18 protein-coding genes are annotated in these 16,968 nt (G+C 38.1%); 17 read left to right on the forward strand and 1 reads right to left on the reverse strand.

Annotated elements, in window-relative coordinates; all coding sequences use genetic code 11:
• The first annotated feature begins 1 nt into the window (after window position 1).
• The 12 genes from BLP54_RS01655 (at window position 2) to BLP54_RS15770 (ending at window position 10,169) form a co-directional block, all read left to right on the forward strand.
• On the forward strand, window positions 2-883 hold the full coding sequence (locus BLP54_RS01655; protein WP_090166121.1) for a hypothetical protein: 882 nt from the start codon (window positions 2-4) through the stop codon (window positions 881-883).
• 115 nt (window positions 884-998) lie between these two features.
• Entirely contained in the window at window positions 999-1,457 is a 459-nt protein-coding gene (locus BLP54_RS01660; protein WP_090166748.1) for an HD domain-containing protein, read from the forward strand.
• Window positions 1,458-1,588: 131 nt separating this feature from the next.
• The gene (locus BLP54_RS01665; protein ID WP_090166123.1) at window positions 1,589-2,785 is read left to right on the forward strand and encodes an efflux RND transporter periplasmic adaptor subunit; all 1,197 of its coding nucleotides are present in this window, start codon (window positions 1,589-1,591) and stop codon (window positions 2,783-2,785) included.
• A 2-nt stretch (window positions 2,786-2,787) separates the two neighbouring features.
• Complete coding sequence (locus tag BLP54_RS01670) at window positions 2,788-3,492, forward strand: ABC transporter ATP-binding protein (RefSeq protein WP_090166125.1); 705 nt, start codon at window positions 2,788-2,790, stop codon at window positions 3,490-3,492.
• Window positions 3,476-4,975 (forward strand): biotin/lipoyl-binding protein, encoded by a 1,500-nt coding sequence (locus BLP54_RS01675; RefSeq protein ID WP_090166127.1) that lies wholly within the window; start codon window positions 3,476-3,478, stop codon window positions 4,973-4,975. Before BLP54_RS01670 ends, BLP54_RS01675 begins: the two co-directional genes overlap by 17 nt.
• Window positions 4,975-6,228: an ABC transporter permease gene (locus BLP54_RS01680; protein WP_090166129.1), complete on the forward strand. Its 1,254-nt coding sequence runs from the start codon at window positions 4,975-4,977 to the stop codon at window positions 6,226-6,228. Before BLP54_RS01675 ends, BLP54_RS01680 begins: the two co-directional genes overlap by 1 nt.
• Window positions 6,228-6,980, forward strand: coding sequence for an exodeoxyribonuclease III (locus BLP54_RS01685; RefSeq protein ID WP_090166131.1), 753 nt, complete (start codon window positions 6,228-6,230; stop codon window positions 6,978-6,980). The genes BLP54_RS01680 and BLP54_RS01685 overlap by 1 nt, the downstream gene beginning before the upstream one ends.
• 128 nt (window positions 6,981-7,108) lie before the next feature.
• Window positions 7,109-7,585 carry a DUF2975 domain-containing protein gene (locus tag BLP54_RS01690; RefSeq protein ID WP_090166132.1) on the forward strand — a complete coding sequence of 159 codons (477 nt, stop codon included), beginning with the start codon at window positions 7,109-7,111 and terminating at the stop codon, window positions 7,583-7,585.
• Window positions 7,586-7,607: 22 nt separating this feature from the next.
• Window positions 7,608-7,835, forward strand: a complete 228-nt coding sequence (locus BLP54_RS01695; protein ID WP_090166134.1) for a helix-turn-helix domain-containing protein — start codon at window positions 7,608-7,610, stop codon at window positions 7,833-7,835.
• Window positions 7,836-7,846: 11 nt separating this feature from the next.
• Entirely contained in the window at window positions 7,847-9,430 is a 1,584-nt protein-coding gene (locus BLP54_RS01700) for a DUF4153 domain-containing protein (RefSeq protein WP_090166136.1), read from the forward strand.
• 12 nt (window positions 9,431-9,442) lie between these two features.
• Window positions 9,443-9,925 (forward strand): hypothetical protein, encoded by a 483-nt coding sequence (locus BLP54_RS01705; RefSeq protein WP_090166137.1) that lies wholly within the window; start codon window positions 9,443-9,445, stop codon window positions 9,923-9,925.
• 76 nt (window positions 9,926-10,001) lie between these two features.
• The gene (locus BLP54_RS15770; RefSeq protein ID WP_176754435.1) at window positions 10,002-10,169 is read left to right on the forward strand and encodes a hypothetical protein; all 168 of its coding nucleotides are present in this window, start codon (window positions 10,002-10,004) and stop codon (window positions 10,167-10,169) included.
• A gap of 37 nt (window positions 10,170-10,206) precedes the next feature.
• Here the strand turns inward: BLP54_RS15770 and BLP54_RS01710 are convergent, their stop codons facing one another.
• Window positions 10,207-11,430, reverse strand: a complete 1,224-nt coding sequence (locus BLP54_RS01710; protein WP_072914598.1) for an argininosuccinate synthase — start codon at window positions 11,428-11,430, stop codon at window positions 10,207-10,209.
• 295 nt (window positions 11,431-11,725) lie between these two features.
• Here BLP54_RS01710 and argC point away from each other — a divergent pair, with 295 nt between their 5' ends.
• From argC to BLP54_RS01735, 5 genes are all read left to right on the forward strand, one after another.
• Entirely contained in the window at window positions 11,726-12,778 is a 1,053-nt protein-coding gene (gene argC, locus BLP54_RS01715; RefSeq protein ID WP_090166138.1) for an N-acetyl-gamma-glutamyl-phosphate reductase, read from the forward strand.
• A gap of 203 nt (window positions 12,779-12,981) precedes the next feature.
• The gene (locus BLP54_RS01720) at window positions 12,982-13,434 is read left to right on the forward strand and encodes a GNAT family N-acetyltransferase (protein ID WP_090166750.1); all 453 of its coding nucleotides are present in this window, start codon (window positions 12,982-12,984) and stop codon (window positions 13,432-13,434) included.
• 9 nt (window positions 13,435-13,443) lie between these two features.
• Window positions 13,444-14,667: a bifunctional ornithine acetyltransferase/N-acetylglutamate synthase gene (gene argJ, locus BLP54_RS01725; RefSeq protein WP_090166140.1), complete on the forward strand. Its 1,224-nt coding sequence runs from the start codon at window positions 13,444-13,446 to the stop codon at window positions 14,665-14,667.
• 112 nt (window positions 14,668-14,779) lie between these two features.
• Window positions 14,780-15,676: an acetylglutamate kinase gene (argB, locus tag BLP54_RS01730; RefSeq protein ID WP_090166142.1), complete on the forward strand. Its 897-nt coding sequence runs from the start codon at window positions 14,780-14,782 to the stop codon at window positions 15,674-15,676.
• Window positions 15,669-16,868, forward strand: coding sequence for an aspartate aminotransferase family protein (locus BLP54_RS01735; RefSeq protein WP_090166144.1), 1,200 nt, complete (start codon window positions 15,669-15,671; stop codon window positions 16,866-16,868). Before argB ends, BLP54_RS01735 begins: the two co-directional genes overlap by 8 nt.
• Window positions 16,869-16,968 lie beyond the last annotated feature (100 nt).

Raw genomic sequence — 16,968 nt, forward strand, 5'->3', positions numbered from 1 at the left:
GATGGCAGACGACAAGCTAAAGCAAGAATTGCTATATATGGCCAGCATTACTTCCAAGTATGATTTCACAAAGATGGAGGTAGTTGAGGGGATACTGAGGCTAGAGAATGAAAGACGAATTCTAGACTCTGTTTTTGGCCGCCGATTTAAAGCCAGAATTTTTGATATAGCTGCAGGTGTTAGTATTGATGAAGCATGTGTGCTTTGTGGACAGCACGCTGATAATCACGTAATCTGTAACCATTGTATGGAGACTATTCTTGGTAGTGATTATGCGAAAAATAAAATCAAGACTAAAGAAACCCGACACTTTTCGTTGGCTAAGCTTGACTTTACTAAGATTAAACTACCGGATATAAAATTGCCTAAGATTGATGTCTCTAAAACCAGACTACCGGATATAAAATTGCCGAAAATCTTTCAATATGCTGCTATTGTTTGTTTGACCCTGATTTTATTTATTCAATCCTGGCTGGTAGTGCTGGCTTTGTCTATCCCAGATATGAATCCTACCGTAGAGGCTAAGGTCTCTGATAGCGAGCCGGTGGCTGTTTCTGATTACAAAGCTGCAAAAGCTCAGCTTGAAAAAGATTTTCCTGCTGACCAGGGTTATACCGTTACTTTTGCAAGAGAAGATACCGATTATGTTGGACGTTTTCTTTTAGAGAAGGGTGAGTGTTGCGAAGAAGTAGAAGAGAAACTTACCGATGAAGAAAGATACGACTACTTTTTCAATGAGCCTGTATTTATTTTTTATATTTCTTATAATGAAGAAAACGCTGGAAAAGTGGGGATGGCAGAGGTAAATGCAGCTGGTGCAATCCTTGTAATGGGCTCCTTTAACGATGGTAGAAGGACAGATAGTTTCTATAAATATAGATAATAATTTATTCAGACAACACTTGAAAAATGGTCATTTGACCGTCACATCATTTACATATTTCTCTGATACAATCCTTAAGACTTCAGAGAGGTTAGTATTATTTTTTGAGGTTTTTATGAGATTAAGAGCAGAGGAAGAAGCAAGATTAAATTCTATTCTTGCGCCAATTAAAAATGACGTTCGCGTGCAGGATATGAAGAATTATACTCAGCACGGTAGAATTACAACCTATGATCATGTTGAAAGCGTAACACGACTTAGTTATTGGATTAATAAAAGATTTCATATCGGTTGCAACGAGAAAGTTCTTTCTATCGGTGCATTCTTACATGACTATTATTTATATGACTGGCATGAGACAGATGGAGGGCACGGTCTTCATGGATTTTCCCATTCCAACACAGCCAAGGAAAACGCCAAAGCTCATTTTGGAATTGGAATACATACCCAGAATGTAATTGAGAGTCATATGTGGCCTTTGAATATCACAAAAATTCCTAGATGCAGGGAAGCCTGGGTGGTTTGTTTGGCTGATAAATATGTGTCTACAAAAGAAACTCTTTTGTGTCGCTAAATACACAATATTTTATACTTATGGAGCATTGTTCTATTGCAATGCTCCTTTTTTAATGTTATAACTGTATTATCAGAACTAGAACAGTTGGTGCCTAGTTCTAGAAATTTTCTTGGGCGAAAGGAAATGTTATGAAGAAAAGAATAGTCATATTTCTTATTGTGGCAGCAATAGTAGCTGGCGGCGCTTTTGCTGTTCTAAAATCAGGTCTAATTGGCGGTGGTTCCACCTCTTCAGATTCATCCTCAGAAATATATGTAATGTCTTTATCTGAAATAATGGGAGAGAATAGCTCATATTCTTCGGATGTATTTATGGGGATTGTTGAGGGACAGGAATCTACATCTGTAACTAAGAGTTCTGAGCGAGAGCTTGACCAGGTCTTCGTTTCTGAGGGTGATACAGTTTCCGTTGGTACACCATTGTTTTCTTATAAATCTGACAGTCTTGAGGCTGAGAATGTTCAGTATAATTTCTCTATTGAAAGCGAGAATATCAATATCAATGAGACAAATCGACAGATTGAGAAGCTTACAAATGATTTGTCAAAAATAAAAGGTCAGACTGATGAAGACAAAGAAAAGAAGGAAGATCTTGCAAATCAGATTGAAGGCTTAAAGCATGATATTGCTATTGCGCAGAATTCTATAGCACAGACTCAGGCTAAGATTGAAGAGAATAATAAAAAGATTAATAATGCCACAGTTTCTTCTACAGTAGATGGCATTATTACTAAGATTGCAGATGACACAAATCCTTATACTTCTGATGGTACTTTTATTACCATCCTTGCCTCAAAGGAGATGAGAGTTAAGGGACAGATTAACGAGCAGAATGTTTGGTCAATAAATGTTGATGAGCCTGTAACGATTCGTTCACGTGTTGAGAAGGACAAGACATGGAGCGGAACCATCACAAAGATTGACACTGAATCAAAACAGGAAAATAACAATGATAATTATATGGGTGGAAGCTCAGAGGACAGCTCTACAAAGTATCCATTTTATGTAACTTTGGATAGTAGCGATGGTCTTATGATGGGACAGCATCTTTATATTGAGCTTGGTCAGACTGGTGCACCTGAGATGGATTTTTCTGACGGCACATATTTATATGATTATTACATTGCTTATGATGAGGATGGAAATCCTTTTGTATGGGCAGATAAGAAAGGCAAGCTTGTAAAACAGAGCATCGAGCTTGGTGATTATCATGAGGAGCAGATGGTTTATTCAGTTTCTGGAATTGATAATGATACCAAGATTGCATATCCAATGGAAGATCTTTCTGAAGGAATGCGCACAGTCAGCACTGTTGAGGGAGAATAGTTATGATAGTTAAGCTTGAAAATATTAATAAGGTGTACGGAGAATCTGGAACAGAGACCTCCGTACCTGCATTAAATAATGTCTCCCTTTCAGTAGATGAAGGGGAATATGTGGCAATTATGGGACCTTCGGGCTCTGGTAAAAGTACTCTTATGAACGTTATTGGCTGTTTGGATAAACCTACTTCTGGGGTTTATTATTTTGGAGAAAAGGATGTCCTTAAAATGAAAGATAGACAGCTTTCAGATTTACGCCTTAATTCCATTGGCTTTGTATTCCAGAGTTTTTATCTTATGAACGAAGAGAATGCTATTGAAAATGTAGCACTGCCTCTTAGCTATGCAGGCGTTTCAAAGCGCGAGCGCGAGCGTAGAGCAGTGGAAGCTCTTACCAGAGTTGGACTGGCAGACAGAGTAAAGTTCCGTCCTGACCAGCTTTCTGGTGGTCAAAAGCAAAGAGTTGCCATTGCAAGAGCCATTGTTAACAATCCAAAGGTGCTTCTTGCAGATGAACCTACAGGTGCTCTTGATCAGAAATCCGGTGCTGCTATCATGGAGCTTTTCCAAAAGCTTAATGATGAAGGCACTACAATAATTATGATTACCCATGATGCAAATATTGCCAGTCATGCCAAGAAGACCTATCGAATTGTTGATGGTCAGCTGTTTCATGGATTAGAGGAGGACACTCATGAAGAAAATAATTAAGATAGTCCTCATCATAGTTGTATTAGCAGGATTAGTTACTGGCGGGTTATATTTTGGCTACAATTACAAGCAGGGCAAAAAGGTTGCTAAGGTAGCACCATTATCTAACATGGGAACAGATTCCTATTGGGGCGATGATATTCAAAGCTTTGGACAGGTAACAGCGGATAAATCCCAGATGGGGTATCTTCCTTCAAAGGCAGAGGTTTTGAGTGTTAACGTTAAAGAAGGCGACCATGTTGAAGCTGGAGATGTTATTTTATCTGTAAAAAAAGAGACTCAGGATATAAATAATAAAAAGCTTCAGATAGCAAAGGCTAATCATGATTTAAGTGTTGAACAGCTTAAGCTTGATCGTCTTATGAAGACAGAGCCAGCTCCAGATTATGTTTATTGGCAGGATGTTTATGCTGATTATGAGTATGTGGAAGCCAGGGAATATTATGACTCAAGTGACAAGCTTATAGGTGAAGAGCTTTTTGACATGAATGGGAACTCTGTCGGATTTAGCAAGATTTTTCCAGATCCTGATACTGGTGAAGAAGTAAGACGTGATTTAGATAGTCAAACTGACATTGATGCTATTAAATCAAGTAGTGCTACTACTAAAGAAAAAAAGACTGTATACAATTACCTTCGCAGCACTTCATATTTTGATTACGACACGGGTAAACTTGTTGGCGAGACCAGCTACGATATGGATGGTAAGGTCATCAGCGAAAAGAAGCCACCAGAAGGCATGAAGGCAGATGAGCTCAATGCTGCTATAGCTGATGCACAGGATTCTATCAAGAAACAGGATTTGGAGATTCGTAAGCTTCAGTATGAGCTTGAAACAATGGAAAACACTACCGACACAGGTGATGTTGTTGCTAAGGTTTCAGGTACTGTTTCTAAGGTTCAGGATATTAATAACTACAATACTTCACAGCCATTCTTTGTTGTAACAGCTACTGATGAGTACTTTATCTCCGGAAGTATAGGCGAGTTTTACCTTGATCAGTTAAAGATAGGCGATACAGTTTCTATTTCTTGCTGGGATAATGGCGCTACTGCTGAAGCTAAAGTCATTTCTATAAGTGATACTCCTGCAACAGACGGTGGAAACTTCTGGTCTGAAGGCAATTCTAATAGTAGTAACTATGAGTTCAAGGCCAGCTTTGATAAGAACAGTGGCATTGAAATTGGGTCAGCCGTTGATATTTCCATTACACCTTCAGGTCAGGAAGAAAAGGGCATTTACATTCCAGTTTACCTTATCAGAAAAGATTCAGGTGGAAGTTATGTAATGAGAATGAATGATTCTAACAGACTAGAAAAAGTATATGTTAAAGTTGGAAAGACTGTATGGGGGTATCAGACTCAGGTTAAGTCAGGATTAACAATGGATGACTATCTTGCATTCCCTTATGGTGATGGCGCTATTGAGGGGGTTCAGTGTGAACAGGTAGAATATTTAGAAGATGATGGAGGCTTGGGATAATGTTTGAAAATATACGTTTAGCGTTTAGAGGTATATGGACTCACAAGCTCAGGTCTTTCCTGACAATGCTTGGTATTATTATTGGTATCGCGGCTATTATTGCCATTGTATCTACTATTGAAGGTACAAATCAGCAGATTAAGGAAAACCTTATTGGTTCTGGCTCAAATACTGTTGATATTCAGCTCTATCAGAATGATTGGCCTTATGAAATGAGCTATAATGCGCCACCCTACGGTGTCCCTCAGGTTTCAGATTCGCTTATGGATGATATCAAAGCAATTCCAGAGGTTAAATCAGCTAGCCGATATACCGTGCGAAATATTTATGATGGTGTATATTATCAGAATGCATCTATGAATGGTGGCTATGTAAAGGGTGTTGAGACGGACTATTTTAGTACAGCTAATTTAACAGTAAAACAAGGTAGATTGTTTACTGATAAAGAAGTGAATTCGTATAAAAAGGTTTGTGTTATAGATGAGGCTATAGTTTCTACACTTCTTCAAAACGAAGATCCTATCGGAAAAGTAATCGAAATAGGTGGGGATTCCTATGTAGTTGTAGGTGTTGTTGCAGCTCGTTCTACATTTGAGCCTGTTATTAATACTATGGCTGATTATGAGACTTACAAGCAGGATGAATCTGGTGAAATTTATATACCAGTTAGTGATTGGCCAATAAGTTATCGCTACGATGAGCCTGAAAATGTTCTTGTAAGAGCTAATTCTACTGATGACATGACACAAGCAGGTAAAAAGACTGCTGATATCTTGAACGGCAATATTCATCCTGATGACAGCAGCATTAAATATCAGTCAAAGGATTTGCTTGAGCAGGCTACAAGATTACAGCAGCTCTCTTCATCGACTAATTCCATGCTTATTTGGATTGCCGCAATATCACTCTTAGTTGGTGGTATTGGTGTAATGAATATCATGCTTGTATCTGTTACAGAGCGTACTGCTGAGATTGGTTTGAAGAAGGCTATTGGTGCACGCAAAACTAAGATAATGTGGCAGTTCCTTACAGAAGCAGCCGTGCTTACTTCTATGGGTGGTGTACTTGGAGTTGTAAGTGGAATAGGTCTTGCAAAGATTATTTCTATTATGAGTGGAACTCCAATTGCTATTTCATGGCCAGCTGCTATGATTGCTGTTGTATTTTCGATGGTCATCGGAATTGTATTTGGAATCCTTCCAAGTCACCAGGCAGCAAATCTTAATCCTATTGACGCATTGAGGACAAATTAATGAAATTTATATCTTGGAACGTAAACGGCCTACGTGCCGTAATTGGAAAAAATTTTTGGGAATTTTTTGATAGCATTGATGCAGATATCATGGGCCTTCAGGAGATTAAGCTTTCTGAAGGTCAGATAGAATGTGAGAAGGAAGGCTATCACGTTTATTGGAATTATGCCGAGAAGAAGGGCTATTCTGGAACAGCCATCTTCACAAAGAAGGAGCCTATTTCTGTAACCTACGGCATCGGTATAGAAGAGCATGACCACGAGGGGCGTGTTATTACGCTGGAGTTTGAGGATTATTATTTCATTACCTGTTATACTCCAAATTCCCAGAATGAGCTTAAGAGACTTGATTATCGTATGGTCTGGGAGGATGATTTTAGAGCATATTTATGTGAGCTGAATAAGAAAAAAGGCGTTATTCTCTGCGGTGATTTAAATGTTGCCCATGAAGAAATAGATCTTAAGAATCCTAAGACTAACAGAATGAATGCAGGCTTCACAGATCAGGAACGTCAGAAGATGACAGAACTTCTTGAGGCTGGATTTGTTGATAGCTTCAGACATTTCTATCCAGACCAGACTGACATTTACTCTTGGTGGTCATATCGCTTTAAGGCCAGAGAGAAGAATGCAGGATGGCGTATAGATTACTTTATCGTATCTGCGGATATGAAAGATAGAATGAAGGATGCTAAGATACACACAGATGTGTTTGGTTCTGATCATTGTCCAATTGAACTTGATTTTGAATAAAAGGCGCGTAAGCGTCTTTTTTTGTTTCTCAAAAATAATTTATCGAAAAACGATAAAAAGTTGTTGCAAAACAAAAATAAGAGTGTTATAACATCCTTAGAAAGAGTTTTAGGAGGACTGGTGATTTTATGGACAACAAATTAAACAAATTCGTAAAAACGATATTGGACATTTGCTTTTTTATTGGATTGATTATGGAAATAGCAGTTCCTTTTGGTCTTAAGTACGCAGTGAAGCTTGTTATGAAGCTTTGGGGCGAAACTACAGAGTACGCTCAGATTTTAGAGCATTATCCATATGCAGTAGTATCCATAATGCTTGTTGGAGCATCTGCTCTTATGATTCTCTGGGAGCTTAGAAAGATGATGAAGACAGTCATTCGTGATGATTGCTTTGTTCAGGAAAATGTTAGCAGTCTGGTTCGTATGTCAATATATGCATTTGTTATTGGCGGACTAAAGCTTCTCAGATGCTTTGTTTATTTCACACCTGCGGCTGTTATTATTGCAGGAGTGTTCATTTTCGCAGGCTTGTTTAGCAGGGTGTTGGCTTGTGTTTTCGATAAGGCAGTTAGTTATAAGCAGGAAAATGATTTGACTATTTAGTATGGATAGATTGGGAGCTACGATGATTGTTATAAATTTAGATGTCATGATGGCAAAAAGGAAAATAGGATTGACGGAGCTTGCTGGTAAGGTTGGTATTACCTTGGCAAATCTTTCAATCCTTAAAAATAACAAGGCTAAGGCAGTCCGCTTAGAAACCCTTGATGCAATTTGCAAGGCTTTAGATTGCCAGCCTGGAGACATTTTAGAATACGTAGAAGATGAGACAGAAGAGACTAGAGAGTCTTAAAGGAGGATGTTATGGCGGAGATTTACACAGGACCAAATTATTCAGAGGCAGAAATCAAAAACATGGTAAAAGAGATTAAGCCAGTTGTTCAAAAGGTTGAGCTTGAAGAGCAAAAGGGCAGTGCAGAGGTATTTCGTAAATACGGAGTATTAGCTTTAATCTTTTCTCTTGTATATACGTTTTGTCTGTATAGGAATTACTCAGGAATTACTTATCCGATTTTTATGGCAGCAACACTTGGATTGTTTCATTTGCTTAGAAAAAAAGATGGTTTATCTTTGTTAAGTACTCGCAGTGGCAATAAAGCACTTGGAATATTCCATGTGGCGTCCCTTATGCTTTTATCTATTCATAAGTGCATGACTACTAGCGGAGCACTATTATTTTTAGATGCGGTTGCAATATTCTTATTATTCTTTAGTTTTGTTTTGTACCTGTATGTAGATACCACAGGATGGGACATAGCTTGCTGGCTTGGTGGAATTATAGTTTCAATATTTTTGCCATTTGCACATTTTCTTAATCCGTTTTTTGATCTTGGACAGTGGATTAAGGGCAGAGGTGGAGAGATTAATAAAGAAAAGAAGCAGGTTATTTCAGCAATTGTAATTGGTATTATAGTTGCAATCCCATTGCTCTTTGTTGTTATATCGTTATTAAGTTCTGCTGATATGGTTTTCAATCGCTTATTGGAAAAGATGGTAGAATCCATTCACCTTCCTGATAATTTTGGAGATATCATCGGAATTATATGCACATTATTACTTTCATTTTTAGCAGCTTATCTTATTCCTTATGTTTTTGATAAGGGAGAAGTGAAGATAAAAGCCAGGGGAGACGGAAAAGCAAATCCTATTACAGCCATTACTTTTTCATCAATTATAGGAGTTGTTTATTTAGTGTTCTGCCTTATTCAGGTAGTGTTCTTATTCACTGGTTCCATGAAGCTTCCGTCAGGCTACACATATGCTGAATACGCACATGAAGGATTCTATCAGCTTCTTACAGTATGTATTATTAATGTAGTTATGGTATCTGTTTGTACCAGAGAGTTTAAGAAATCAAAAGTACTTAATGGTGTCATGTTTTTCATAGGAGCATGTACATATATTATGATTGCATCTGCAGTTGTAAGAATGATTATGTACATTCAGGTTTATAACCTTACCTTCCTTAGATTATTTGTACTTTGGTTCTTGGCGGTACTTTGTTTATGGCTGGCATTCTTGATGGTAGCAGTTCTTAACAGAAGCTTTCCAGTATTTAGAGCATGCATGGTAGTTATAACCGTGGCTTACATTGGTTTCGTATTTGCGAATCCAGATTATCAGATAGCAAAGTATGATCTTACTGTTGTTGAAAACCGTGCCTATGAAGATAAATATGCCAAGATTGATGAATATGGATCAGTTACTGACTATATTTTAAGTAGCCTTTCTACTGATGCAGCTCCTGCTCTTGTAAACGATGAAAATCTTCTCCACAAGTTTGATTTACACATTACAAGCAGGGATAAATACGCTAAGAAAAACTATGAGGGCTTTAGAAAGTATAATTTCTCTTATGCAAGAGCACAGAAGTTGTTTGGAAAATAGAGGAGAATTCTCATGACTAAAGGTAGAATAGTAATGATAGTAGTCCTTACTATGCTTGCATATTTCATATTATTTATTTCCTTAAAATGGTTAATGCATACTCCAAGTTATTATTTTAGTTCAGGGTATTTAGATGGACCTCAATTAGCAAAGGCTATTTATCTTCTTGATTTAGAAGATGTCTATGTTACTGAATTATATAATGATGCAGGAGGTTTTCATGGAGATGGTATAGAGCTTTATTCTGTGGATTATGATGAAAAAAAGATTAATATAAGCACATGGAGTGAGATACCTGATGAAGAATATGAAAATCATATTAGATTTTGTTTATCAGAAGATAATAAAGATTTAAATGATTATCTTATGAATATCAGTACTGGAAAATACTATCTTGCTGATATGAACCCAAATGATAATTATAGCGAGAATTATGTACTTGGTATCTATGATGGTAGTTTGGATAAAATTTATATTTTAATAGTAAACACTTAAAATATTTAAAAAAGTAATGTTTTATATAACATAATATGTGCTATTATAGTTTTAGAATTCACGGGAGGTGGTTGTGATGGCAGACAATAATAAAGAAGCAACTTTCGTAGTACATATTAATAAATGCGAGAATGAGAGCTGGCAGGGGCAGGTTACATGGGCAGATCGCGATGAGAAGATTAATTTCCGTAGCGCAATGGAGCTCATGAACATTATGGATGCCGCTTTGGATTCAGAAGAGTAAAAAAATGGGTTTCGCCTTTTTAGCGAAACCCATTTTTTTATTTCATATTTTTATTTTCTTGTAACTTCATGGCTCTTACTTTAAGTGGAAGTCCCCAAAGTGTTATGAAGCCTTCAGCGTCGTGGTGGTCATAAAGATCTCCTGTTGTGAAGCTTGCAAGACTCTCAGAGTAAAGTGAGTAAGGTGATGTTGTACCAGCTTTGATGATATTTCCCTTGTAGAGCTTGAATTTAACTTCACCTGTAACATATTCCTGTGTAGATTTTACAAAAGCCTGAATTGCATCACAGAGTGGTGTGAACCATTTTCCTTCGTAGCAAACCTGGGCAAGCTTGTTACCCATTTCCTTTTTCATTTCCATTGTCGCGCGGTCGAGACAAAGCTCTTCAAGCTGAGCATGTGCCTCCATGAGGATAGTGCCACCTGGTGTCTCATATACGCCACGAGACTTCATACCAACAACACGGTTCTCTACAATATCAACGATTCCAATACCATTTCTTCCGCCAATCTCATTGAGCTCTTTGATGATATCGGATACCTTCATCTGCTTTCCATTTACAGAAGTTGGAACACCCTTTTCGAAAGTCATTGTTACATACTCAGCTTTATCTGGAGCTTTCTCTGGTGGAGTAGTAAGTACAAGAAGGTGATCATAGTTTGGCTCCTGTGAAGGATCTTCAAGCTCAAGACCTTCATGACTGATGTGCCAAAGGTTTCTGTCACGGCTGTAAGACTGATCTGTTGAGAATGGAAGGTCAATTCCGTGAGCCTTACAGTAATCAATTTCGTCCTGACGAGACTGGAGCTTCCATTTATCATTTCTCCAAGGAGCTATTACCTTAATATCTGGAGCAAGCGCCTTAATACCAAGCTCGAAACGAATCTGATCATTTCCTTTACCAGTTGCACCGTGGCAGATTGCTACAGCACCTTCTTTTCTGGCAATTTCAACAAGCTTAGCGGCAATTCCTGGACGAGCCATAGCTGTACCAAGAAGATATTTATTCTCGTAAATAGCACCAGCCTGTACGCAAGGTACAATGTAGTTATCACAGAAGTCATCAACAATATCTTCTATATAAAGTTTAGAAGCACCAGAGGCCTTAGCTCTCTCTGAGAGACCATCTAATTCTTCGCCCTGTCCACAATCGATGCAACAACAAATAACTTCATATCCATAATTCTCTTTGAGCCATGGAATGATAGCAGTGGTATCAAGACCACCTGAGTAAGCAAGTACAACTTTTTCCTGTGCCATAATGTTTCTCCTTTATAGAAATTAATTTTAATTCGCTTGAATTTGAACAAATCATACACCACTTAATTTGATATTTCAAGTGGAAATTTATGCATAATTAGAGAATAAAAATGAATTATGTTAAAAATATACTTGATTTAGTCGATATATAGATGTATATTTATGCAAAATTATTTTATAAAATTTCACTGTAGTACTTTACTTTGTGAAAGTGAAGTACTACAATCATATTAAATTATTCCAAGTCATATTGGAAGTATAAAATTACTCAAATTTAGAAAAGGAATGGACAGCTATGATTAAGGTAGGAATTATTGGTGCTACCGGTTATGCGGGAGCAGAAATTGTTAGGTTGTTATACAGTCATCCAGAGGCAGAAATCGTTTGGTACGGTTCCAGATCATATGTAGATGAGCGATTTGCTTCTATATATAAAAATATGTTCACCTTGGTTGAGGATAAATGCCTCGATGATAATATCGTTGAATTATCAAAGCAGGTAGATGTTATTTTCACAGCTACACCACAGGGGTACTTAGCAGGAGTTCTTACTGAAGAGATTCTTAGTAACTGTAAGCTGATTGATCTTTCTGCGGATTATCGTATAAAGGATGTTGCTACATACGAAAAATGGTATGGCCTCGAACATAAGTCACCACAGTTTATAGAAGAAGCTGTTTATGGCCTTTGTGAGATTAATAGAGATAAGGAAAAGGGGGCAAGACTTATTGCAAATCCTGGTTGCTATACTACCTGTTCAATTCTTACCGCATATCCGTTAGTGAAGTCAGGACTTATTGATCCATCCACACTTATTGTAGATGCGAAGTCAGGAACTTCGGGTGCGGGACGAGGAGCAAAGCTTCCTAATCTTTACTGCGAGGTTAATGAGAGCATTAAGGCATACGGTGTTACCTCTCATCGTCATACACCTGAAATTGAAGAACAGCTTGGATATGCCTGTGGTCAGGAGATTATGATTAATTTCACTCCGCATCTGGTTCCTATGAATAGAGGAATCCTTGTTACAGAGTATGCCAGCCTCGTTAAGAAGGAAGGAAAGCTTCCTACAAAGGAAGAGGTAATGAAAGCATATCACGATGCCTATGATAATGAATTCTTTGTTCGAGTTCTTGAATATGGTGAGTGCCCTGAAACAAAGTGGGTTGAGGGCAGCAACTTCGTAGATGTGAGCTGCAAGATAGATGAGAGAACAGGCCGAATCGTTATGATGGGAGCACTTGATAATCTTGTTAAGGGTGCTGCAGGACAGGCAGTTCAGAACATGAATATTATTTTCGGACTTGATGAAAAGATGGGACTTGATTTTGCACCAATGTTCCCATAGGTTTTTGTTTTTCATCAGAAAAACAAAAAACGGACAATAGCAACATTTATCTGAAAGAGAAATGTTGTCCTGCAAAGCAGGATTATTGTGGGCTTTTCCTTATAGCCCACAATAACTCATAGGCATGTAGGCATTTAGATAGGAGTTTTATTATGGTTACAACAAATGAAAGCATTAACGTCACTTTAGATTTAGGGGTACATATGAATTACACTATCAGAACTATGGAGGAAAGCGATTATGATGAGGTTTATCAGCTTTGGACTACAATCCATGGCTTTGCCATGCGAAGTCTTGACGACTCTAGGGAAGGTGTAACCCGAGTGCTTAAGAGGAACCCTGGGCTTTCAGTGGTAGCAGTTTCAGATAATAAAATTGTTGGTTCCATTTTAGTTGGACATGATGGAAGACGAGCATGCTTTTATCATGTTTGTGTTCATGAGGATTATCGTAAACACGGTATTGGAAAAGCTATGGCTTCTGAAGCAATGATTAGATTGAAGGAAGAGGGAATTAATAAGATTCAGCTGGTGGCTTTTAAAGAAAATAAGCTTGGTAATGGCTTTTGGCAGGCTGAACAATGGATAATGCGTGATGATTTAAATGTTTATGATTTCGTATTAAACGAAGCAAATATTACAGCATTTAATAAATAGGAGAATTTTATGAAAGAGATAAAGGGTGGTATCACAGCCGCAAAAGGGTTTAAGGCAGCCAGCACAGCGGCTGGCATTAAATATCAGGGACGTACTGATATGGCAATGGTTTATTCAGAGGTTCCATGTGTCAGCGCAGGAACCTTTACAAGTAATGTGGTAAAGGCGGCATGCGTTCAGTGGGATATAAATATCGTAAAAGCGAATAAGCCTATGCAGGCTGTTGTAATTAATTCAGGTATAGCTAATGCCTGTACAGGTCAGGAAGGTTTTGATGCCTGTGAAGCTACAGCAAAGGGAGTAGAAAAGACTTTAGGCGTAAACTTTGATTCAGTGGCTGTTGCATCAACTGGTGTTATTGGAATGCAGCTTCCAGTAGATAAGCTGGTGGCTGGTGTTGAGGCAATGGCACCTGACCTTGATGAAAGTCTTGAGGCAGGAACTGCAGCATCAAAAGCTATTATGACTACAGATACAGTTAATAAAGAAATTGCTGTTGAGTTTCAAGTAGGAGGAGTTACAGCCACTCTTGGTGGTATGAGCAAGGGCTCAGGAATGATTCATCCTAATATGTGTACCATGCTTGCATTTCTTGGTACGGATGTAGCTATTGAGAAAACTCTTCTTCAGAAGGCAGTAAGTGAGGTGGTTGCCGACAGTTTTAACATGATTACTGTTGATGGCGATACTTCTACAAATGATACTTTACTTTGCATGGCAAATGGTTTGGCTGGTAATGAGATAATCAGTAGCGAAGATGCCGATTACGAAAGCTTTAAGGAAGCCCTTAACTTCTTATGTACGAATCTTGCTAAGAGAATGGCAGCCGATGGAGAGGGCGCAAGCAAGCTTTTTGAAGCAAAGGTGGTAAATGCAAAATCTGTGGCAGATGCAAAGACATTAGCACGAGCTATCGTGGGTTCAAATCTCTCTAAAGCAGCTATCTTTGGATGTGATGCAAACTTTGGTCGTTTTCTTTGTGCTATGGGTTATTCTGGAGCAGATTTTGACCAGAACGATGTGGAGTTGTATTTCAAAAGCGTTAATGGCGAACTGAAGGTTTTTGATAAGGGTACACCTATTGTTTTTGATGAAGATAAAGCTTTAGAGATTATGAAAGCGGATGCGGTTACAGTTTACGTTGATATGCATGAAGGAGACGCTGAGGCAACAGCCTGGGGCTGCGACCTCACATACGATTACGTAAAAATAAATGCAGATTATCGTAGTTAAGTATAACTTTTAAATGAGCAGTAGCTAACAAGCTCATATATTAGTGAAGCTTACATGTAGTAAGCGGAACTAATCATATGGCTTGTTAGTGTAACTGCGGATTGGAGGATTTATGGATAGCAGTATGCAGCCAATATTGGATAAGGCCCAGGTTTTGATTGAGGCATTACCTTATATTCAGCGTTTTAATCGAAAGATTATGATTGTAAAGTATGGCGGAAGTGCCATGGTTGATGAGGAATTAAAAAAGCAGGTCATTCAGGATGTTACTTTGCTTAAGCTTGTAGGTTTTAAGCCTATTATTGTACATGGCGGTGGCAAGGAAATTAGCAAATGGGTAGAGAAGAATGGCATTAAGCCAGAGTTTATCAATGGTCTTAGAAAGACAGATGAAGCTACCATGGAAATTGCTGAAATGGTTTTGAATAAGGTTAATAAGTCACTTGTTCAGAACGTTCAATCTCTTGGAGTAAATGCTATCGGTGTATCTGGAAAAGACGGTGGTCTTTTAAAGGTAGATAAGAAGCTTTCAGATGGTCAGGATATTGGTTTTGTTGGTGAGATTAAAGAGGTTAATCCAAAGATTCTCGAGGATCTTCTCGAGAAGGATTTTCTTCCTATCGTATGTCCTATTGGAATGGACGACAATTATGAAACCTATAATATTAACGCAGATGATGCTGCCTGTGCCATTGCAAAGGCTTTAAATGCAGAAAAGCTTGCCTTCCTTACAGATATCGAAGGAGTATATAAGGATAAGGACGACCCATCAACACTTATTTCTGAGATGACCGTTGATGAGGCAAGAGCTCTTATCGGAGATGGTTATATCGGTGGTGGTATGCTTCCTAAGCTCACCAATTGTATAGATGCCATCGAGCAGGGTGTTAACAGAGTCCATATTTTGGATGGAAGAATTGCCCATTGTCTGTTGCTGGAATTCTTCACTAATAAAGGTATTGGAACAGCTATTATCGGAAATAAGGACACGAGGTATTACGATGAATAAAAAGGAATACATTGAAAAAGCAGAAAATAATTTACTACATGTATATAATCGTTTTCCTGTAATTTTTGATTATGGCAAGGGTGTTCATCTATATGATGAGCTGGACCAAGAATACCTTGATTTTGCATCAGGAATTGGTGTAATGGCCTTTGGTTACGGAAATGAAGATTATGAGGATGCGCTTATCACACAGCTTAAGAGAATTACTCATACTTCAAATCTTTACTATCATATTCCAATGATTGAGGCTGCGGAAAAGCTTTCAAAGGCTTCTGGAATGGACAAGGTTTTCTTTACAAATTCCGGAGCGGAAGCAATTGAAGGCGCGCTCAAAACTGCAAAAAAATATGCTTATACAAGAAGAGGTCAGGGAGACTATGAGATAATCGCCATGGAAAATAGTTTTCATGGACGTACGGTGGGCTCACTTTCGGTGACAGGAACAGAGCATTATAGAGAGCCTTTTTATCCATTAATGTCTGGAGTAAAATTTGCCACCTTTAATGATTTTGGTTCGGTGCTTGCTAATCTTACTGATAAAACCTGTGCAATCATCATGGAAACCGTTCAGGGAGAAGGTGGATTATATCCAGCTGATAAAGAGTTTCTTCAGAAGGTACGTCAGCTTTGTGATGATGAGGGTATACTTCTTATTTTAGATGAGGTGCAGTGCGGAATGGGACGTACTGGAAGTATGTACGCTTTCCAGCAATATGGCATCAAGCCAGATATTTTAACCACAGCAAAAGCACTTGGAAATGGTGTTCCAGTAGGAGCCTTTTGTGTAACAGATAAAGTGGCTGAGCAGTCCTTGGTTCCAGGGGATCATGGCACTACCTATGGAGGAAATCCACTTTGCGCCACAGCAGTTTCGCAAGTATTTGATATGTTCCAGGAATATAAGCTTACAGAACACGTACAGAAGATAGCTTCTTATCTGGAAGAGGTTTTGGATGTTTTTGTAAACAAATATGACTTTATAACTGAAAGAAGAGGAATTGGTTTGATGCAGGGACTTGTTCTTACAATTCCAGTTAAGGATGTGGTTTCCAGAGCACTTCTAGAGGAGCATCTTGTTGTTCTTTCGGCTGGAAAAGATGTTCTTAGACTTCTTCCTCCTCTTGTAATTACAGAGCAGGATGTTGATGAATTCAAGGAAAAACTAGAAAAAGTTTTTGATTTTTTCCTTTAAATTCGAGATTTTTTGGCACATGAGAAAAAAGTTATGAAAAAAGTCGTGAAATAATAACGTAAAAGTATTGTAATATTTAAAAATATTGGCTACAATGTAC

Origin of the sequence: Pseudobutyrivibrio sp. 49 (assembly GCF_900100545.1) — a bacterium.
Classification (GTDB): Bacteria; Bacillota; Clostridia; order Lachnospirales; family Lachnospiraceae; genus Pseudobutyrivibrio.